This is a genomic window from Mesorhizobium sp. WSM4884, from assembly GCF_029625675.1.
Lineage (GTDB): Bacteria > Pseudomonadota > Alphaproteobacteria > Rhizobiales > Rhizobiaceae > Mesorhizobium.
Genome location: NZ_JARTVO010000020.1, coordinates 42,601 through 61,784, shown reverse-complemented (window position 1 = coordinate 61,784; position 19,184 = coordinate 42,601). Strand labels below are relative to the sequence as shown.

Here is a 19,184-nt window from a genome sequence, read left to right as displayed (position 1 = left end):
CTATTCAGCAGCCACGCGCGCCGGCGCCGGCTTGAAATCCTCGGGGAAATGCGTGATCGAGCTCATCACCGGGTAGGGCGTGAAGCCGCCCAGCGCACAGAGCGATCCGAACTTCATCGTGTTGCAGAGGTCGCTGACCAGAGCGAGGTTTTTCTCCGCCTCGATGCCGGCGGCGATCTTGTCGAGAACCTCCATGCCACGCGTCGAGCCGATGCGGCAGGGCGTGCACTTGCCGCAGCTCTCGATGGCGCAGAATTCCATGGCGAAGCGCGCCTGCTTCATCATGTCGGCGCTGTCGTCGAACACGGTGATGCCGGCATGGCCGATCAGTCCATCGCGCTTGGCGAATTCTTCGTAGTCGAACGGCGTGTCGAAAAGCGCGCGTGGGAAATAGGCGCCGAGCGGGCCGCCGACCTGCACGGCCTTCACCGGACGGCCCGAAGCCGTGCCGCCGCCGATCTCGTCGACGATCTCGCCGAGCGTCAGGCCGAAGGCCGTCTCGAACAGCCCGCCATGCTTGACGTTGCCGGCGATCTGGATCGGGATCGTGCCGCGCGAGCGGCCCATGCCGAAATCCTTGTAATAGGCGGCGCCCTTGTCCATGATGATCGGCACCGAGGCTAGGCTGATCACGTTGTTGATCACCGTCGGCTTGCCGAACAAGCCCTGGATTGCCGGCAGCGGCGGCTTGGCACGCACCACGCCGCGCTTGCCCTCGAGGCTGTTGAGCAACGAGGTTTCCTCGCCGCAGACATAGGCGCCTGCGCCAACGCGGATCTCCATGTCGAAGGCATGAGGCGAGCCCAGCACGTTGGCGCCGAGCACGCCGGCCTTGCGGGCGATCGCGACGGCCTTGTTCATCGTTGCCACCGCATGCGGATATTCCGAGCGGATATAGACGAAGCCCTTGGTCGCGCCGGTGGCGATGCCGGCGATCGCCATGCCTTCGATCAGCACGAAGGGATCGCCCTCCATGATCATGCGGTCGGCGAAGGTGGCGCTGTCGCCCTCGTCGGCGTTGCAGACGATGTATTTGCGGTCGCCCGCCGTATCGAGGACCGTCTTCCACTTGATGCCGGTCGGGAAGCCGGCGCCGCCGCGGCCGCGCAGGCCGGATTCCGTGACTTGGCTGACGATTTCGGCCGGCGCCATGGCGACGGCTTTCTGCAGGCCGTTCAGGCCGCCATGCGACTTGTAGCTGTCGAGCGACAACGGATCGATGACGCCGCAGCGGGCGAAGGTCAGTCGCGTCTGCTTGGCGAGGAAGGGAATCTTGTCCGGCGCGCCGAGCCAGCGCTTATGATAGCCGCCGTTGAGGAAGCCGCAGTCGAACAAGCTCTTGACGTCCGAGGGCTTCACCGGTCCGTAGGCGATGCGGCCTTCGGCGGTGGCCACTTCCACCATCGGCTCCAGGAAATAGGCGCCGCGCGAGCCGTTGCGCACGATCTTGGCCTCGACGCCGCGCTCCTTGAGCTCCTTCTCGATCGCCTTGGCGACCTTTTCGGCGCCGAGCGCCAGGGCACCGGAATCGGCGGGGATGTAGATGCGCGGGATCATGAACGCACCTCCGCGACGATCTCTTCGATCTTTTCGTCGTCGAGCCGGCCGATCACTTCGCCGTCCAGCATCGCCGACGGCGAGCAGGCGCAGAGCCCGAGGCAGTAGACCGGTTCCAGTGTAACCGATCCGTCACGCGCGGTCTCGTGGAAATCGATGCCGAGCAGTTGCTTGACCTTGGCCGCGACCGCCTCCGAACCCATCGATTGGCAGGCTTCCGCCTGGCAGAGCTTCAGCACATGGCGGCCGGCGGGCTGGGCGCGGAAATCGTGATAAAACGTGACGACGCCGTGCACTTCAGCCCTGGAAAGGTTCAGCCCGTCGGCAATGACCGGCAAAGCGGCCTGCGGCACGTGGCCGAATTCTTCCTGGAGCTCATGGAGGATCGGCAGCAAGGGACCTTCGAGGCCCTTCAACTCGTTGACGATCGCCGCCGTGCGCGACGCGATCTCGGTACTTGCAGGCTGCATCGGCATGCAGCGCCCTCCCTGGTCGTTGGCGACCCAATGTATGTCACCCCAAAATATAGAGCGGTTTTGGGGCAACGACATGCATAGGGCGCAAATTCGCTAAGTCCTTACGAAATCAGAGGAAACCCCCGAGATCAATAAAGCTCTCCCGTTGCTTGATAGAAATTTTCTATCAAGTCCACCGGTTCGCCTTGTCTAACCTAGCGATGGGCGCGGAAATCGTCTGCCAGCGCCATCGCCTCGTCCAGCAGCGCCTGCACCAGCGGCGTATGCGGCTCGCGCGGCGCCGCCACCAGCCCGACCGTGTGGCTGGCATCCGGATCGACGATCGGAATGGCCCGGATCGGTTCGGAAAAACCGAATGTTTCCGCCAGGTTGAGCGGCATGATCGACGACCATTTGCCGGTCCGGATATGCGAGAACAGCACGATCATCGAGTTGGATTCCAGCGTCGGCCGCACTTGCACGCCGGCTTCCGCCAGATGCTGGTCGATGATGCGGCGGTTCTGCATGTCCGGCGTCAGCAGGCAGAGCGGCAGCTGGCTGATCTCGGCCCACGTCACTTTGTCGCGGTCGGAATAGGGGTTCCCGACCGCCGTGATCAGCTGGTAGCGCTCGTCATAGAGCGGCACGCTGGTCACCCGCCCCAGCGGCTCGTTGTCGAGATAGGTGATGCCGGCATCGATATCGAGATTGCCGAGCAGCGTCAGCACCTCGATCGAGGTGCGCGACAGCACCGAGAAGGTGACGCCGGGATGCTTTTCGCGGAACGGCGTCGTCAGTCGTGCCACCATGGCGAGCGCGGTCGGCACGGCGGCGATGCGGATGCGGCCGGACAGGCCGTGGCGCGCCGCCCGCATCTCCTCGCGCATGGTCCTTGAATCGCCGACGATGCGTCGGGCCCACACCAGTACCTGCTTGCCTTCCGGCGTCAGGCCCTGGAAGCGCGAGCCGCGCAGCACCAGCATGACGCCGAGCTGTTCTTCGAGTTGCTTGATGCCGGCCGACAGCGTCGGCTGGGTGACGCCGCACACCTCGGCCGCGCGGCCGAAATGCTCTTCCCTGGCGAGCGCGATGAAGAATTCCAGCTTGTCGATCATGTCATCCGATCCGCGGTTTGCCCAAGGTCGAGGAAATCGCCCTGCTGCGCAAGACGCATGGCCAATCGGATCTCATCCACATTTTTGAGCCGGCTATCTGTTTTCCCGTGTCGCGCATGGCGTTATTTGGGACGGACGGAAGCAGGGAGGACGAGATGCTGAATTGGTTTCGCAAGCTGTTGCCCCGCGAGGATCGCTTCTTCGACCTGTTCGAACGGCATTCGCGCACGGTGGTCGGCGGCGCCGAGGCGCTCGAGCAGCTTCTCCAGGGCAAGGACATCGACCGCTGGTGTCAGAAGATCATCGATCTCGAGGACGAGGCGGACGGCATCACCGCGGAGGTCCTGCTTGCCGTCAGGCGCTCCTTCATCACGCCCTTCGATCGCGGCGACATCAAGGATCTGATCCAGTCGATGGATGACGCCATCGACATGATGCACAAGACCGTCAAGACGGTGAAATTGTTCGAGATGAGGGAGTTCGATCCCCTGATGCGGGAAATGGGCGGCGTCATCGTCCAGGCTGCCCGATTGGTCGCGGAGGCCATCCCGCTGCTCGGCAAGGTGGGCGCGAACGCCGCGCGCCTGAATGCCATAGCCGAAGAGGTCATGCGCGTCGAAGGCCGCGCCGACGACCTGCACGAGCAGGGCCTGAAGGACCTGTTCAAGCGACACGGCCGCAGCGACCCGATGGCCTATCTGATCGGTTCGGAGATCTACGGTCAGCTGGAAAAGGTGGTCGACCGTTTCGAGGATGTCGCCAACGAGATCAGCGGCATCGTCATCGAGAACGTTTAGGCTATGGACGTCACTATCGCCCTTCCCCTGCTGGTCGGCCTCGTCGCCGTGGCGCTTTTCTTCGATTTCCTCAACGGCCTGCACGATGCCGCCAATTCGATCGCGACCATCGTTTCCACCCGCGTGCTCAGGCCGCACTATGCGGTGTTCTGGGCGGCTTTCTTCAATTTCATCGCCTTCCTGTTCTTTGGCCTGCATGTCGCCGAGACGGTTGGAAAAGGCATCGTCGACGCCAGCATCGTGACTCCGGCGGTGATCTTCGCCGCGCTCGTAGGCGCCATCGTGTGGAACATCGTCACCTGGATCGTGGGCATTCCGTCGAGCAGCTCGCATGCGCTGATCGGCGGGCTGGTCGGCGCCGGTGTCGCCAAGGCCGGAACCGGCGCCATCGTCTGGTCCGGGCTCGGCAAGACGGTTGCGGCGATCGTGCTTTCGCCGGCTACCGGATTCGTCCTGGCGCTCGTTCTCGTCCTCATCGTCTCCTGGCTGTTCGTGCGCCAGACGCCGTTCGCCGTCGACAATACGTTCCGTGTCCTGCAGTTCTTTTCCGCCTCGCTCTATTCGCTGGGACATGGCGGCAATGACGCACAGAAGACCATGGGCATCATCGCCGTGCTGCTCTATTCGCAAGGCATGCTCGGCCAGAGCTTTTATGTGCCGCTCTGGGTCGTCATCACCTGCCAGTCGGCGCTGGCGCTGGGCACGCTGCTCGGCGGCTGGCGCATCGTTCACACCATGGGCTCGAAAATCACCCGGCTGAACCCGATGCAGGGTTTTTGCGCCGAGACGGGCGGTGCCATAACGCTTTTTGCCGCGACATGGCTCGGTGTCCCCGTCTCCACCACGCACACCATTACCGGGGCGATCATCGGCGTCGGCGCCGCCCGCCGCGTCTCGGCGGTGCGCTGGGGCATAGCCGGCAACATCGTCGTGGCATGGGTCATCACCCTGCCGGCGACAGCGGCGATTTCAGCGCTCACCTATCTCGCCACGAGACTGGCCGGATGAAGCGGCCAGCTTGCGCCTGCGGGCGAAGCTACTTTCCCACGAGATTCAAGATGTTTCCGTCGGGATCCTTGAACCAGGCGACTTTCATGCCATGGCCGATGTGGATGTCGCCCTCGAGCGACAGACCGGGCATTTCGTAGTGCTCGAAGCTGACGCCCTTCGAGCGCAGCGACTTGACGATCGGTTCGATCTGGTCGTCGACCGCCCAGGTTACCGCCGTCGCCTTGTTGGTGCCGGCGAATTGCGAATGATAGACATTGATGACCGTGTCGCCGCTTTTGTAGACGATCAACTCGCCGTCCATGTCGTCGACCTGCTTCAGGCCGAGAGTTCCCGCATAGAAGGCCTTTGCCTTCTCCAGGTCCTTCACCGCGAGATTGGCTGTGGCATTGCTGTGCTCGAGCATGACGGTCTCCTTTCTCCGTTGGCCGCTCCCAGTTGGCTGCCGCGCCCGAAACCAGGACGATAGAGTAACCTGGAAGATAGGGTTGCACTGTTTTCCGGCGACCGCGCGACCCTGCGCAACAGGGATGCATCTTTCTGGAAGACGAAGGACGTCCGCAAAACCCGACACGCGAGCGCAAGTTTTTGAAGGCATGTCGCCGCACATGTCGTTCCGGAGCTTGGTTCTCTGCGGGAACTGCATTATCTGAACCGGCAAACGCCTGGGAAAAAGGTCATGTCCGTCAGCAAGGAAACCGTTATCGAGCGCCTGAAGACGGTCAACGGACCGGATTTCACCGGCAATATCGTCGACCTCGGCCTGGTCTCGGAGATTTTCATCGCCGATTCCAAGGTGTTCTTCTCGATCACCGTTCCCGCCGCCCGCGCGCAGGAGATGGAGCCGCTGCGCGCCGCCGCCGAGCGCGTGGTGAAAGCCATCCCCGGCGTCGCCAGCGCCGTCGTCGCGCTGACGGCGGAAAAGAAGGGCGGCGGCATGGAAGCGCCGGTTCGGCCGCGCCCGGCTCCGCAGGCGGCGCCGCCGCGCCCAACTCCCCAGGTAGCGCCGCAGCGTCCAGCGCCCGCTTCGCACAGTCACGGCAAGCGCGGCGTGCCCGGCATCGATGCGATCATCGCGGTGGCCTCTGGCAAGGGCGGCGTCGGCAAGTCGACCACAGCCGTCAACCTGGCGCTCGGCCTTGCCGCCAACGGACTGAACGTCGGCGTGCTCGATGCCGATATATACGGGCCGTCGATGCCGAGGCTGCTCAACATCCATGGCCGGCCCCAGACCGTCGATGGCAAGGTCCTGAGGCCGATGCAGAATTACGGCCTCAAGGTGATGTCGATGGGCTTCCTCGTCGACGAGGAGACGCCGATGATCTGGCGCGGCCCGATGGTGATGTCGGCGCTCACCCAGATGTTGCGCGAGGTCGAGTGGGGACCGCTCGACGTGCTGGTTGTGGACATGCCGCCCGGCACCGGTGATGCCCAGCTCACCATGGCCCAGCAGGTACCTCTCGCCGGCGCCGTCATCGTCTCGACGCCGCAGGACCTCGCCCTGATCGATGCGCGCAAGGGCCTCAACATGTTCAAGAAGGTCGACGTGCCGCTGCTCGGCATCGTCGAGAACATGAGCTATTTCCTCGCGCCCGACACCGGCAAGCGCTACGACATCTTCGGTCATGGCGGCGCGCGCCGCGAGGCCGAGCGACTGGGTGTCACCTTCCTGGGCGAAGTGCCGCTCGAAATGGGTATCCGTGAAAGCTCGGACGCCGGCTCGCCGGTGGTGGTGGCCAAGCCGGACGGCGCCGAGGCGAAGATCTATCGCGACATCGCCAAAAAGGTCTGGGACAGGGTCCAGGAAGAGCGCGGTGCGTCGGAAGCTGCCGTGCCGTCGATAGTCTTCGAGTAACGCGGCTGTCCTCCCTCAAGGGGGGGAGGGTCAGCCCGCCACTTTCTCACCGAATGTCGAGAAGAACTGTCCGGCCAGCTTCTTTGATGTCGATTGGATCAGCCGGCTGCCGAGCTGGGCGATCTTGCCGCCGACATCAGCCTTGGCGGCATATTTGAGCACCGTCGTGTCCGCGCCGTCGGCGGTCAGCGTCACGTCGGCGCCGCCCTTCGCAAAGCCGGCGATGCCGCCCTTGCCTTCGCCCTGGATGGTATAGGAATGTGGCGGCTTGAGGTTCTTCAACGTCACCTCGCCGTTGAAGGTCGCCTTGATCGGCCCGATCTTCAACACCACGGTCGCGGCCATCTCGGTGTCCGATTTCTTTTCCAGGCTCTTGCAGCCGGGAATGGCCTCCCTGAGGATGTCCGGGTCGTTGAGGGCGTTCCAGACTTTCTCAACGGGTGCGGCGATCCGTTCCTCGCCTTCGATCACCAAAGCCATCAAGACCTCCGGATTGCTGATGCCGATTGGTCGTAGCGCGTGGCCCTTAATCTGTCTATCGCACCAAAGTGCGGGTCTGCGGCGCTCGTGCCTCTTGCTTGCGTGAGCGCGTTGTCATATCGATTTGTCATACAAATACGGAGACCACCATGGCAGGCGCCCCCACCAAGAAGAAGAAATTTCGCTCGCAGGAGTGGTTCGATAATCCCGACAATCCGGGCATGACGGCGCTCTATCTCGAGCGCTACCTCAATTACGGACTGACACGCGCCGAGCTGATGTCGGGCAAGCCGCTGATCGGCATCGCGCAGACGGGCTCCGATCTCTCGCCCTGCAATCGGCACCATCTCGAACTCGCCAAGCGTGTGCGCGAAGGCATCGTGTCGATGGGCGGCATCCCCTTCGAGTTCCCGTGCCATCCGATCCAGGAGACAGGCAAGCGCCCGACCGCGGCGCTCGACCGCAACCTTGCCTATCTCGGCCTCGTCGAGGTGCTCTACGGCTATCCGATCGACGGCGTGGTGCTCACCATAGGCTGCGACAAGACCACGCCCGCACTCTTGATGGCGGCGGCCACCGTCAATATTCCGGCGATCGCGTTTTCGGTCGGTCCGATGCTCAACGGCTGGCACAAGGGCAAGCGCACCGGTTCCGGCACCATCGTCTGGGAATCGCGCCAGCGGCTGTCGGCCGGCGAGATCGACTATGACGAATTCATGGACATCGTCGCCTCATCGGCGCCGTCGACCGGCTATTGCAACACCATGGGCACCGCCACCACGATGAACTCGCTGGCCGAGGCGCTCGGCATGCAGCTACCCGGCTCGGCCGCCATCCCCGCGCCCTATCGCGAGCGCGGCCAGATGGGCTACGAGACGGGCAGGCGCATCGTCGAGATGGTGCATGAGGACCTGAAGCCTTCCGACATCATGACCCGCAAGGCGTTCGAGAACGCCATCGTCGTCAACTCGGCCATCGGCGGTTCCACCAACGCGCCGATCCACCTCAACGCCATTGCCCGCCATCTCGGCGTGCCGCTCGACAACGACGACTGGCAGAACGTTGGCCTCAATATCCCGCTCCTCGTCAACCTGCAGCCGACGGGCGAGTATCTCGGCGAGGACTACCACCGTGCCGGCGGTGTGCCGGCGGTGGTGGCCGAGCTGATGAAGGGCGGCCTGCTGCCGCATCCCGATGCGATCACCGCCAACGGCAAGACCATGGGCGACAATTGCAGGGATGCCGTCAACGAGAACCCCGAGGTGATCAGCAGCGCCGCCAGGCCGCTCAAGGCCAATGCCGGCTTCATCAACCTCAAGGGCAATCTGTTCGATTCCGCGATCATGAAGACCAGCGGCATCTCGCCCGAATTCCGCGAGCGCTATCTCTCCAACCCGAACGATCCGGAGGCCTTCGAAGGCAACGCCATGGTCTTCGACGGTCCGGAAGATTACCACGCTCGCATCGACGATCCGGCGCAAGGGATCGACGAGCACACGATCCTGTTCATGCGCGGCGCCGGTCCGGTCGGCTATCCGGGCGGCGCAGAGGTGGTCAACATGCAGCCGCCGGCCTACCTCATCAAAAAAGGCATCCATTCGCTGGCCTGCATCGGCGATGGCCGTCAGTCCGGCACGTCCGGCTCGCCGTCGATCCTCAATGCCTCGCCGGAAGCCGCCGTCGGCGGCGGCCTCGCGCTGCTAAAGACCGGCGATCGCGTCCGCATCGATCTCAGGAAGGGCACTGCCAACATCCTGGTCAGCGACGAGGAGATCGCCAGGCGGCGGGCCGAGCTGCAGGGCAATGGCGGCTATCACTATCCCAAGCACCAGACGCCCTGGCAGGAGATCCAGCGCGGCATGGTCGACCAGTTCTCGGCCGGAATGGTGCTAAAGCCGGCGGTGAAGTACCAGGACGTAGCGCATACCAGTGGCGTGCCGCGCGACAATCACTGAGGTTTCCTGCTTAAAGCATGTCTCCCGAAAGTGGGAACCGGTTTGGGACAAAGACATGCGTAGAATCAAAAACCTAAAGCGCAGGGAGCGAATCTGAAAGATCGCGACGCGCTTTAGGGAATCGACGGGCGGCTTGCGAAGCGCGGGCCGCCCCTTTTCTTACGCCCTTGTTTCAGCCGCTTTGCCAATCCAGATAGGCGTCATCTCGGCTGGACAAGACCATCATGGCGAAACGGCGCTCTTCCCTCGGCTTCCTCGGCATGTTCGGTCGCTCGGGCGACCTGCGCCAGCTCGATGATGCTCTGCGCCAGGCGGACCTGCATCCCGCCTTGGTGCCAGAGGGCGTGAAACTCACCATCGTCAATCTGATGAACGACCGCTGGCCGGAAGAGCCGCCGCCGCAGGCCTATCAATCGGTGGCGCAACTCTGCGGCTATTGCATCGCCGGGCCTGAAACCTTTGAGCGCGCCAATGGCAGGGAACGCACGTTGGAGGCCGAGCACCGCATCGAGGCCGCGCTCGAAGCCGGCGACAGTTTCGATGCGCAGATCGTGCTGATGACGCTGCACGCGAAGCTTATCAGTGCCGAAGTCGTCGAGCGCTACGGACTGACTGCCGAGTGATCTGCGGGATAGAGCTTATCCGCCCATCTTGTTGCGCGGCAGTTTGATCATCTCGCCGAAGCGGGCGCGCAGCTTGTCGTCGACGAGCCGCGACACATGCCGCGGAAAACGCTCGGCAAGCACGCGCTTCTTCTCGGCGATCGCCCGTTGCAGGATGTCGGGCCGGCCCTTCTCGTTCCATTCCTTGGGCGAGAACCGGTCGCCGACCGCGGGATAGAAATATTCCGTCTGCATCAGCTTCAGCGTCTGCTCGTTGCCGAGATAGTGGCCAGGTCCCTTCAGGCAGACATCGGTAATGGTGTCGATCGACAGCGCGTTGTCGGTTACCTCGATGCCGCGCACGCAGCGCAGGCAGTGGCCAAGCATGTCGTTGTCGATGATCAGGCTTTCGAGGCAGAAGCCGAGCAGCGAGGCATGCATGCCGGCCGATTCATAGACGAGGTTGAGACCTGACAGCCCCGCCATCACATTGGTGATGCCCTTTTCGTAACCGGCCTGGATGTCGGGCAGCTTCGAGTCCGTCATGCCGGCAGCCGAGCCGCCGGGCAGGTCGTAATATTGCGCCATCTGCGCGCAGGCTGCGGTCAGCACCGACTGCTCGGCCGAGCCGCCGGACATAGCCCCGGTCCTGAGGTCGGAGACGAACGGCCAGGTGCCGAAGATCGCCGGATGGCCGGGTTTTATCGCGTTGACATAGACCAGGCCCATCAGCACTTCCGCCACTGCCTGCACGACAGCACCAGCGATGGCGGCGGGAGCCGTGGCGCCGGCCTGGCCGGCCGAGAGCAGCAGGATCGGGATGCCGCCCTCGACGCAGGCTTCGAGCACGCCGCAGGCGTCCTCGGCGAATTTCATTGGCGGCACGACGAAGCAGTTCGAGTTGGACACGAAAGGCCGCGCCCTGAAATTCTCCTCGCCGCCGGCGATCGCATAGAGCATTTCCAGAGCCGGCTTGACGTTCTCGCGCACCGTGAACGATGTGCCGACATGTTTCGATGTCCCCATCACGCAGGCATAGAGCGTGTTGAAATCCATCTCGAGCGGATCGGGGATGTCGCGCGGCACCATCGTGCGCTGGAAGAAATGGATGTTGTCGAGCCCGTCGACGAGGCGGGCGGCGTCGTAGATGTCCTGCAGCTGCGATTCGCGGTATTCGCGCTTCTCGACGTCGACGAGATGCACCGCCGCACCGGCCGTGCCGTAGTGCACGCGCTTACCCTGGATCACCATGTCGTGTCTGGGATCCTGGCCGTGAAGCGTGAAGTGGCGCGCCGCTTGTCTGATCGTGTCGAGCACCAGCGCCCGCGGCAGGCGGACGCGCCCGTCATCGCCATAGATTGCGCCGACCCTGGTCAGCGCTTCGATGCAGGAGGGAATGGCGTTGGCGAAGCCGACCGTCTCCAGAAGCGTCAGCACCGCCTCGTGGATGCGCTCGCAGTCGTTCTGGCTCAATGGGCCGTAGCTGCCGCCTTCGAGGCCGGGCCGCACCGGACGGATATCGTCTGCGAGCGGCGCTGCCCGCATCGCGCGGCGCGCTTCGCGCCCGCCGGACCGCCGCGAACGCTGGTCCGACGACGCTTCCTGCTTCTCAAGAGCCACTGACATGGAAAGCACTCCACCTTTGGTTTTTCAGGGGCAGGGTGTGTGGCGGTTGGTCCACCATCGGCCTGCCTCGTCCCCTATAGGCTGCGACTATGCCGCCGGCATTGGCACAGCCTATGGGCCAACCAACTCCGTCGAATATGCCAGAATGCTAAAGCGATGAAACGCGCCAAAATAAAGAGAGCCGGCGAAGCGCCGGCTCTCTTTTCGGTAGTTCGTAGCGATCAGGCGGCAGCAGGCCTGCGTCCGGCCGCGGTGGCGAGCTCCCGGATGCCCGGCTCGATGTGCTGCAGCGAGATCGAGGAGATGCCCAAGCGCATGAAACGCGAGGGCTTTTCGCTGCGTTCGAAGAAGCGGTCGCCGGGCTCGATGATGACGCTGCGCGATGCGGCGGCCTCCGCGAGACCACGTGAATCGGTGCCGCGCGGCCCCTCCAGCCAGAGCGATGTTCCGCCCGCCGAGTCGGTCGAACGCCACTCTGGCAAGAAAGCAGAAATCGCATGGACCAGGCGCTTGCGCCGCTCGTCGAAAGCGGCGGACAGCCGGCGCACCAGCGCCTCGTGGTGACCGAGCGAAAGGAACAGCGCCACCGCGCGCTGGTTGTTCGCCGGCGGGTGCCTGAGCATGAAGCGGCGAAGCGCGCGAAGCTCGGCGATCAGCCCGGCCGAGGCGACGATGTAGCCAAGCCGCAGGCCTGGCGCCAGCGTCTTCGACATCGAGCCGACATAGATGACGCGACCTGAGCGGTCGAGGCTCTTCAGCGCCTGCTGCGGCGCCTCGTCGAGGAGCTGGCTGTCGTAGCCGTCCTCGATGATGATCTGGTTGTTGCGGTTGGCCCGCGCCAACAGGTCCTGCCGCCGCTCCGCCGACAGCGGCACCATGGTCGGGCAATGATGGCTGGGAGTGACGAAGACGAAGCCTGAATCGCTGGGGATCGCCGAGGTCACGATGCCCGACTGGTCGACCGGTACCGGCTGGATGTCGGCGCCGGCGAGCCGGAAGATCGAGCGAGCGTCCGGATAGCCCGGGTCTTCCATCGCCACCTTCGAGCCCTTCGTCATCAGCAGCGAGGCGAGCATATAGAGTGCGTTCTGCGCGCCCAGCGTCACGATGATCTCGTCCGGATTGGCGAAGATGCCGCGGCGCGGCAAAAGCCGGGCCTGGATCTGCTCGATCAGCAGCGGATCGTCGCGGTCCACCATGTCGGATGCCCAGTTGCGGATCTCGAGCACCGCGAGCGCCATGCGGTTGCATTCGCGCCATTCGGCGGTCGGGAACAGCGCCGGATCGAACTGGCCGTAGACGAACGGATAGGAGGACTTGATCCAGTTGTCATGCTTGGCCGGCGGCGGCATGTCGCTGGCGGCGATCTGCCGGCGCGCCTTCCAGTCGATCTCGTTCTGCTGGTCGGGTGCCTTCTGGTGTGGCTTGGCGGGGGTGGCCAGCACGTCGGGGTTGACGAAATGGCCGCGCCGCTCGCGCGCCACCAAAAAGCCCTGGTCGACCAGCTGCTGGAAGGCAAGCACCACCGTGCCGCGGGCAACCCCAAGTTTTTCCGCCAGAATCCGGCAGGACGGCAGCGGCATCGAGGCGGCGATTTGTCGGTCGAGGATGGCTGCTACGATCGCCTGGCGGATCTGCGCCTGGAGGGTTTGTCCGGATTCGGCCGAAATCCGGAACAGGCCGGACCATATGGCCGTGTCATTGCGCTGTGGCATGGGAGATCTTCCTCGGATGGCCAGCTGTTTTCACTTGGCTGGACCAGTCGAGTGTAGGGGTGGCACAAGGGGTTGCGCCAATCAATTTTTCTGATCGCTGGGATTTATGCCAGTGATCCATTGGCCAGAAGTGGTCCGTCCATTGGCCGCAAAAAGGTGCTGCGGCGCATCATAAAAGCGTGATGCGGTGCGGCATAAAGGCGTGGCGCCTTGCCTCATCGAGGCGTGATGCCTTAGGTCATCGAAGCGTGACGCCTCGCGTCATCGAGACGTGACGCTTTGCGTCATCGGGGCGTGACCCTTAGGTCATCGAGGCGTGACCTTAGGTCATCGAGGCGTGACCTTTGGTCATCGCCGCCGCGCTTGAACGAAAAAAAGGAAATCGGCTCAATAGAATGTCGCGACGACACGCGCCGGAAACATCCAGCCTGTTAAAATCATTGTAAAAACCCGTCAGGAGCCCGCCAGTGGACCAGTCAGCCTTCGACAAGCAACTTGCCGCGTTGCGTGACCAGCGCGTTGCGGCCAAGGGCACCATGCGCGAAGCCTTCGCCGCCGATCCCAAGCGCTTCGAAAAATTCTCCGCCACCGATGGCGACCTTCTGCTCGACTGGTCGAAATGCGCGGTCGACGCCGACACGATGGCCATGCTGGAGAAGCTAGCCGGCGCCGCCGATCTCGAAGGCCGCCGCGCCGCGATGTTCGAAGGCAAGAAGATCAACGTCACCGAGGGCCGCGCCGTACTGCACACGGCGTTGCGCAATTTGACCGGCAAGGGCGTCGTGGTCGATGGCCAGGACACCAAGGCCGATGTGATTGCCGTGCTCGACGCCATGGGCGCCTTCGCCGATGCCATCCGCTCCGGCGAGGCGGCCGGCGCCACCGGAAAGAAGATCACCGACATCGTCAACATCGGCATCGGCGGCTCGGACCTTGGGCCGGCGATGGTCACGCTGGCGCTCGCCCCCTACCACGACGGCCCGCGCGCGCATTACGTCTCCAATGTCGACGGCGCCCACATCCACGACACGCTGAAGGGTTTGTCTCCCGAAACGACGCTGTTCATCGTCGCCTCCAAGACCTTCACCACGGTCGAGACGATGACCAACGCCGAGACGGCGCGCAAATGGGTGGAGAAGGCGCTGGGCAAGGAGGCGATCGGCAAGCATTTCGCCGCCGTCTCGACCGCGCTCGACCTGGTGGCGAAATTCGGCATCGAAAAGGACCGCGTCTTCGGCTTCTGGGACTGGGTCGGCGGCCGCTACTCGGTCTGGAGCGCCATCGGCCTGCCGGTGATGATCGCCATCGGTCCGCGCAACTTCCGCGCCTTCCTCGACGGCGCGCATGAGATGGACGAGCATTTCCGCTCAGCACCCCTGCGGAAGAATCTGCCGGCTCTGCTCGGGCTGATCGGCTGGTGGCACCGCGTCGTCTGCAAATATCCGGCGCGCGCCGTCATTCCCTACGATCAGCGCCTGTCGCGCCTGCCGGCCTACCTGCAGCAGCTCGATATGGAATCGAACGGCAAGGGTGTGACGCTGGATGGCGGCGCCGTCGCGACGCCGACCGGTCCCCTGGTTTGGGGCGAGCCCGGCACCAACGGCCAGCATGCCTTCTTCCAGCTTTTGCACCAGGGCACCGATTTCATCCCGGTCGAGTTCCTCGCTGCGGCCGTCGGCCACGAGCCGGAGCTGAAGACCCATCACGACCTGCTGCTCGCCAACTGCCTGGCTCAGTCGGAGGCCTTCATGAAGGGCCGCACGCTGGAAGAGGCGCGCGCGCAGATGCTGGCCAAAGGCATGAAGCCCGCCGATGTCGACCGCATCGCGCCGCACCGCGTGTTTTCGGGCAACCGCCCCTCGCTCACCATTCTTTATCGCAAGCTCGATCCACGCACGCTCGGCCGGCTGATCGCGCTATACGAGCATCGCGTCTTCGTCGAGGGCACGTTGTTCAACATCAATTCATTCGACCAATGGGGTGTCGAATTGGGCAAGGAACTGGCGACGGGCCTGCTGCCTGTCGTGGAAGGCAAGGAGACTGCCGCAAAACGCGACGCCTCGACTGCCGGACTGGTGGCTCATATCCACCAATTGCGCCGCGCGGAGTAAAAGGATTTGGCGGATATCAAGGGAATTCTGTTCGACAAGGACGGCACGCTTGTCGACTTCAACGCAACCTGGCTCGGCATCGCCGATTTCATGGCCATGGACGCCGCCGAGGGCGACCGCTGGAAGGCCGACAGGCTGCTCGCCGCCGCCGGCTTCGATTTCGTCAGCAAGCGCTTCAAGCCCGATTCGATCTTTGCTTCCGGCTCGAACATGGATGTCGTCGAGCTCTGGTTTCCACGCCTGTCGGACGAGGACCAACTGCTGGCCGTCTCCCGCTTCAACGAGATCACCTCCGTGCAGGGATCATCGATGGCGGTCGCCCTTCCCGGCATCATCGATTCGCTGAGGACGCTGCACAAGAAATCCTTCCGCATGGGCGTTGCCACCAACGATTCCACCAGTGGCGCCGAAAAGACGCTCGCCACGCTCGGCGTCGCGCAGCTCTTCGACGCTGCCTTCGGCTACGATGCCGTGGCCAACCCCAAGCCGGCGCCCGACACCGTCGTCGCGTTCTGCGACCTGACCGGGCTGAAGCCCAGCGAGATCGCCATGGTCGGCGACAACCGCCACGACCTCGAAATGGCGCGTGCCGGCGGCTGCGGGCTGGCGGTGGGCGTTCTTTCCGGCACCGGCACGCGCGACTCGCTGTCGCCGATGGCCGACGTCATCCTGGATTCGGTTGCCGACCTGCCGGATTTTCTGGCCGCGCGGGTGAGCGTGGCGGCAGGCTGAAGCAATTCCAGGAAAAGTGTGCGACGGTTTTCCGCTAGAGCAGGTCAGCGATTCCGCCAGAGATGAGTTGCCCTAACCGGCGCCCTCCGGCACAAACGCAAACACTCCGCTCGGATTCGGCTCGCCGCCCCCGTTTCCGCCGACATCAGGCACCAGATATTCGCCAAGCAGGCGAAGCCGCGGCCTGGGCAGCCAGGCGCGGCCCGGGTCGCCGACCAGCACGTCGATGCCGGCGGCAAGGCACCGGTCGAGGAATGGGATGACCCGCCGCGCGACCGCCCGTCCGTAAAAAACATCGCCGGCCAGCACCAGATCGACGCCGGGCGGCGGACCGTCGGTGATGTCCTCGCCGATTATGGTCATGGCGACGCCGTTGGCCGCGGCATTGAGACCCAGCGCGACAATGCCGTTGCGGTCGATTTCCGCCGCGACCACCTCGCTTGCTCCGGCCTTTGCCGCGGCGATGCCGACAAGGCCGGAACCGGCGCCGAAGTCGAGCACGCGGCGGCCCGCAACGCTCGAAGGCCGGTCGAGGATGTAGCGCGCCAGCACCGCGCCGCCCGCCCAGGCATAGGCCCAGTAGGGCGGCTGCGGCGCGGCGGCGTGTTCGCGCCTGCCGCCGTCCGGCTCCAGCAGCCGTCTCAGCCCGCCGCCGGGATGGGCTGTGTAGAGGCGAATTTCAGGCAACGACGGCACCGGCAAAAGCCGCATGTTCGCCTTGATGAATTCCGCCGGATCGAGGCCCGCGCGGCGCTCTGGTGTCACACCGGCGGCACTGTCGGCCAAGTTATTCCCGCAATGCGCGCCGCAAGATCTTGCCGACCGGCGTCTTCGGCAGCTCGCTGCGGAATTCGATGTATCTCGGCCGCTTGTAGCCGGTCAGGTTCTCGCGGCAATAGGCAGTAAGCGCCTCGAGGGTGAGCGCCGGGTCCTTCTTGACCACGAACAGCTTCGGCACCTCGCCGGAATGCTCGTCCGGCACACCGATCGCCGCCACTTCCAGCACGCCCGGGTGGTGCGCCACGACCTCTTCCAGCTCGTTCGGATAGACGTTGAAGCCGGAGACCAGGATCATGTCCTTCTTGCGGTCGACGATCTTGGTGTAGCCGCGCTCGTCCATGAAGCCCATGTCGCCCGACTTGAAGAAGCCGTCCTTGGTCATCACCTTGGCGGTCTCGTCCGGACGGTTCCAGTAACCGGCCATCACCTGCGGCCCGCGGATGCAGATCTCGCCGACTTCACCGAGCGGCACGTTGTTGCCGTCGTCGTCGCGGATGGCGATCTCGGTCGAAGGCAGCGGCAGACCGATCGTGCCGGTGAAGTCGCTTGAGCTGAACTTGTTGGCGGTGGCCACCGGCGAGGTCTCGGAAAGCCCGTAGCCCTCGCTCACCGGACAGCCGGTCAGCGCCTTCCAGCGCTCGGCCACGCCCTTCTGCACCGCCATGCCGCCGCCAAGCGTCAGGATCAGCGGCCTGAAGTCGAGCCTGCGGAAATCCTCATTGTTGAGCAGCGCGTTGAACAGCGTGTTGAGGCCGGGGAAGATGTGGGCCGGATATTTCTGCAGTTCCTTGACGAAGCCCGGAATATCGCGCGGGTTCGGAATGAGCACGTTCTGGGCGCCTTGCTGCATGCCCATCAGTGCGTTCACCGTCAGCGCGAAGATGTGGTAGAGCGGCAGCGCGCAGATGAAGTTGAGATGCGCCGGCTTCGGCTTGACCGTGTAGGCGTCCTCCACCCACAGCGAATTCTGCGCCACGTTGGACAAGACGTTCCGGTGCAGCAGCGTCGCACCCTTCGAGACGCCGGTCGTGCCGCCGGTATATTGCAGGAAGGCGATATCGTCACCCGACACCGCCGCGGGCTTGAAGGCGAGGTGCCCGCCGGCCTTCAGCGCGGCGTTGAATTTGACGTGGCCGGGCAGCGACCAGATGGGAACCATCTTCTTCACCCGCCGCACGACGAGGTTGACGATCGCTCCCTTCAGGCCGCCCAGCATGTCGCCCATCGCCGCGACCACCGCATGCTTGACCGCCGTCCGGGCGATCACCGCCTGCAGCGTGTTGGCGAAGTTTTCCAGGATGACGATGGCCTGCGCGCCGGAATCCTTGAGCTGGTGTTCCAGCTCGCGCGGCGTGTAGAGCGGGTTGACGTTCACCACCGTGAAGCCGGCGCGAAGCACCGCCATCATCGCCACCGGATATTGCAGCACATTCGGCATCATCAGCGCCACGCGCGCGCCCTTCTCCAGCCCTTTCGACTGCAGATAGGCGGCGAAGGCTGCCGAAAGCCGCTCGAGCTCGGCGTAGGAGATCGACTTGCCCATACAGACGAAGGCCGGCCGGCCGGCAAACTCCTTGCAGGCGCCGACAAGGAAGTCGCCGATCGAATTGTATGGTAGCGGGCCGATCTCGGCCGGCATGTTCTTCGGATAGTTCTTGAGCCACGGCTTTTCCGGCAGCCCGGCGGTGAGTTCCGTGATCGCCTTCGGCAGATGCTTGACCGGAGCGGATGCCGGCTTTGCGGTGCTCGCTGCCTTTGCGGCGGCGAGCTTGTTGGTTTTTGCGGTCTTAGCCTTGGTGATGGACTTGGGGCTCGTCTTTGCTTGAGCGGCAACTGGCTTCGCGGCGGCCTTGGGCTTGGAAGCCGTCTTTGCGGGTGAAGAAGTCTTGGCCGGTGAGGCCTTGGCCGACGAAGTCTTTGCAGGTGAAGCCTTGGGCGCGCCGGCATTGGTGGTCGCGGCCTTTGCCTTCGACGGGGGCGTCGTCTTTACTGCTTTTGCCACCAAATCCCTCCCTGGTGTGCCTTGTCTTGCTGCCTCGCGGCGCGTCCGCCTCCGATATCGGAAGCGTTCTCCGCTGCCGCCGATCGCGGATTCCCAAGAAATCCGGCATAGCGCCTATGTATTGCCTCTATCAGCGGCCGTGCAAGTCTTGCCCCAGCGGCAGCGGCGGAAAGATTTGCCGTCGAAATCTCTTCGCCCGATCGCTCCTCGAAGCGCATGCGGACGAGGACCGGGATTGCAAGCAGGGGCTCCTCGTTCTGATTTCGGGAAACGGTCGATCAATAAAAAAATGCGGTCGTTAACAATGTCGTGAGCGAAAAATTCTGCTCATTTTTTCCGCTATTTGAGGAGAATACGGATTCTTTTCCTGCTTACCATGGGGTACGCAAACGAG

Annotated in this window: 16 protein-coding genes; 7 read left to right on the top strand and 9 right to left on the bottom strand. The window is 63.9% G+C overall.

The window, feature by feature from the left end; genetic code table 11:
* The 3 genes from P9236_RS25015 to P9236_RS25005 form a co-directional block, all read right to left on the bottom strand.
* Entirely contained in the window at positions 1-1,557 is a 1,557-nt protein-coding gene (locus P9236_RS25015) for an NADH-quinone oxidoreductase subunit NuoF (RefSeq protein WP_278077310.1), read from the bottom strand.
* Positions 1,554-2,033: a formate dehydrogenase subunit gamma gene (locus P9236_RS25010; RefSeq protein WP_040974766.1), complete on the bottom strand. Its 480-nt coding sequence runs from the start codon at positions 2,031-2,033 to the stop codon at positions 1,554-1,556. The genes P9236_RS25015 and P9236_RS25010 overlap by 4 nt, the downstream gene beginning before the upstream one ends.
* Positions 2,034-2,227: 194 nt before the next feature.
* Complete coding sequence (locus P9236_RS25005; protein WP_278077309.1) at positions 2,228-3,127, bottom strand: LysR family transcriptional regulator; 900 nt, start codon at positions 3,125-3,127, stop codon at positions 2,228-2,230.
* Positions 3,128-3,282: 155 nt separating this feature from the next.
* Here P9236_RS25005 and P9236_RS25000 point away from each other — a divergent pair, with 155 nt between their 5' ends.
* Together P9236_RS25000 and P9236_RS24995 are read left to right on the top strand one after the other, a co-directional pair.
* Positions 3,283-3,924 carry a DUF47 domain-containing protein gene (locus P9236_RS25000; RefSeq protein ID WP_278077307.1) on the top strand — a complete coding sequence of 214 codons (642 nt, stop codon included), beginning with the start codon at positions 3,283-3,285 and terminating at the stop codon, positions 3,922-3,924.
* Positions 3,925-3,927: 3 nt separating this feature from the next.
* The gene (locus P9236_RS24995) at positions 3,928-4,932 is read left to right on the top strand and encodes an inorganic phosphate transporter (protein ID WP_278077305.1); all 1,005 of its coding nucleotides are present in this window, start codon (positions 3,928-3,930) and stop codon (positions 4,930-4,932) included.
* Between the two features lie 28 nt (positions 4,933-4,960).
* Here the strand turns inward: P9236_RS24995 and P9236_RS24990 are convergent, their stop codons facing one another.
* Entirely contained in the window at positions 4,961-5,338 is a 378-nt protein-coding gene (locus tag P9236_RS24990) for a VOC family protein (RefSeq protein ID WP_278077303.1), read from the bottom strand.
* A gap of 273 nt (positions 5,339-5,611) precedes the next feature.
* Here P9236_RS24990 and P9236_RS24985 point away from each other — a divergent pair, with 273 nt between their 5' ends.
* The gene (locus P9236_RS24985; RefSeq protein ID WP_278077302.1) at positions 5,612-6,787 is read left to right on the top strand and encodes an Mrp/NBP35 family ATP-binding protein; all 1,176 of its coding nucleotides are present in this window, start codon (positions 5,612-5,614) and stop codon (positions 6,785-6,787) included.
* 30 nt (positions 6,788-6,817) lie between these two features.
* Here the strand turns inward: P9236_RS24985 and P9236_RS24980 are convergent, their stop codons facing one another.
* Positions 6,818-7,267, bottom strand: a complete 450-nt coding sequence (locus P9236_RS24980; protein WP_278077301.1) for a carbon monoxide dehydrogenase subunit G — start codon at positions 7,265-7,267, stop codon at positions 6,818-6,820.
* Positions 7,268-7,416: 149 nt separating this feature from the next.
* On the opposite strand from P9236_RS24980, the gene P9236_RS24975 reads away from it, so the two are divergent.
* Together P9236_RS24975 and P9236_RS24970 are read left to right on the top strand one after the other, a co-directional pair.
* Positions 7,417-9,222: an IlvD/Edd family dehydratase gene (locus P9236_RS24975; protein ID WP_278077299.1), complete on the top strand. Its 1,806-nt coding sequence runs from the start codon at positions 7,417-7,419 to the stop codon at positions 9,220-9,222.
* Between the two features lie 224 nt (positions 9,223-9,446).
* The gene (locus P9236_RS24970) at positions 9,447-9,845 is read left to right on the top strand and encodes a hypothetical protein (protein WP_278077297.1); all 399 of its coding nucleotides are present in this window, start codon (positions 9,447-9,449) and stop codon (positions 9,843-9,845) included.
* Positions 9,846-9,860: 15 nt separating this feature from the next.
* Here the strand turns inward: P9236_RS24970 and P9236_RS24965 are convergent, their stop codons facing one another.
* Together P9236_RS24965 and P9236_RS24960 are read right to left on the bottom strand one after the other, a co-directional pair.
* Complete coding sequence (locus P9236_RS24965; protein ID WP_278077295.1) at positions 9,861-11,450, bottom strand: trimethylamine methyltransferase family protein; 1,590 nt, start codon at positions 11,448-11,450, stop codon at positions 9,861-9,863.
* 221 nt (positions 11,451-11,671) lie between these two features.
* The gene (locus tag P9236_RS24960) at positions 11,672-13,165 is read right to left on the bottom strand and encodes a PLP-dependent aminotransferase family protein (protein ID WP_278077293.1); all 1,494 of its coding nucleotides are present in this window, start codon (positions 13,163-13,165) and stop codon (positions 11,672-11,674) included.
* 503 nt (positions 13,166-13,668) lie between these two features.
* Here P9236_RS24960 and pgi point away from each other — a divergent pair.
* Both pgi and P9236_RS24950 read left to right on the top strand, forming a co-directional pair.
* Positions 13,669-15,276, top strand: coding sequence for a glucose-6-phosphate isomerase (gene pgi / locus P9236_RS24955; RefSeq protein WP_278077349.1), 1,608 nt, complete (start codon positions 13,669-13,671; stop codon positions 15,274-15,276).
* A gap of 6 nt (positions 15,277-15,282) precedes the next feature.
* Positions 15,283-16,008 carry an HAD family hydrolase gene (locus P9236_RS24950; RefSeq protein WP_278077292.1) on the top strand — a complete coding sequence of 242 codons (726 nt, stop codon included), beginning with the start codon at positions 15,283-15,285 and terminating at the stop codon, positions 16,006-16,008.
* 72 nt (positions 16,009-16,080) lie between these two features.
* Here the strand turns inward: P9236_RS24950 and P9236_RS24945 are convergent, their stop codons facing one another.
* Together P9236_RS24945 and P9236_RS24940 are read right to left on the bottom strand one after the other, a co-directional pair.
* The gene (locus P9236_RS24945; RefSeq protein WP_278077347.1) at positions 16,081-16,719 is read right to left on the bottom strand and encodes a 50S ribosomal protein L11 methyltransferase; all 639 of its coding nucleotides are present in this window, start codon (positions 16,717-16,719) and stop codon (positions 16,081-16,083) included.
* A gap of 76 nt (positions 16,720-16,795) precedes the next feature.
* Positions 16,796-18,790, bottom strand: coding sequence for a long-chain-fatty-acid--CoA ligase (locus P9236_RS24940; RefSeq protein ID WP_278077290.1), 1,995 nt, complete (start codon positions 18,788-18,790; stop codon positions 16,796-16,798).
* Positions 18,791-19,184 lie beyond the last annotated feature (394 nt).

Excerpts from the sequence above, each read along its gene's own strand:
- P9236_RS24990 (WP_278077303.1), bottom strand. The coding sequence starts at position 5,338 with ATGCTCGAGCACAGCAATGCCACAGCCAATCTCGCGGTGAAGGACCTG.
- P9236_RS24975 (WP_278077299.1), top strand. The coding sequence starts at position 7,417 with ATGGCAGGCGCCCCCACCAAGAAGAAGAAATTTCGCTCGCAGGAGTGG.
- P9236_RS24980 (WP_278077301.1), bottom strand. The coding sequence starts at position 7,267 with ATGGCTTTGGTGATCGAAGGCGAGGAACGGATCGCCGCACCCGTTGAG.
- P9236_RS25005 (WP_278077309.1), bottom strand. The coding sequence starts at position 3,127 with ATGATCGACAAGCTGGAATTCTTCATCGCGCTCGCCAGGGAAGAGCAT.
- P9236_RS25010 (WP_040974766.1), bottom strand. The coding sequence starts at position 2,033 with ATGCCGATGCAGCCTGCAAGTACCGAGATCGCGTCGCGCACGGCGGCG.
- P9236_RS24970 (WP_278077297.1), top strand. The coding sequence starts at position 9,447 with ATGGCGAAACGGCGCTCTTCCCTCGGCTTCCTCGGCATGTTCGGTCGC.
- P9236_RS24960 (WP_278077293.1), bottom strand. The coding sequence starts at position 13,165 with ATGCCACAGCGCAATGACACGGCCATATGGTCCGGCCTGTTCCGGATT.
- P9236_RS25000 (WP_278077307.1), top strand. The coding sequence starts at position 3,283 with ATGCTGAATTGGTTTCGCAAGCTGTTGCCCCGCGAGGATCGCTTCTTC.
- P9236_RS24965 (WP_278077295.1), bottom strand. The coding sequence starts at position 11,450 with ATGTCAGTGGCTCTTGAGAAGCAGGAAGCGTCGTCGGACCAGCGTTCG.
- P9236_RS24995 (WP_278077305.1), top strand. The coding sequence starts at position 3,928 with ATGGACGTCACTATCGCCCTTCCCCTGCTGGTCGGCCTCGTCGCCGTG.
- P9236_RS24945 (WP_278077347.1), bottom strand. The coding sequence starts at position 16,719 with ATGCGGCTTTTGCCGGTGCCGTCGTTGCCTGAAATTCGCCTCTACACA.
- P9236_RS24985 (WP_278077302.1), top strand. The coding sequence starts at position 5,612 with ATGTCCGTCAGCAAGGAAACCGTTATCGAGCGCCTGAAGACGGTCAAC.
- P9236_RS25015 (WP_278077310.1), bottom strand. The coding sequence starts at position 1,557 with ATGATCCCGCGCATCTACATCCCCGCCGATTCCGGTGCCCTGGCGCTC.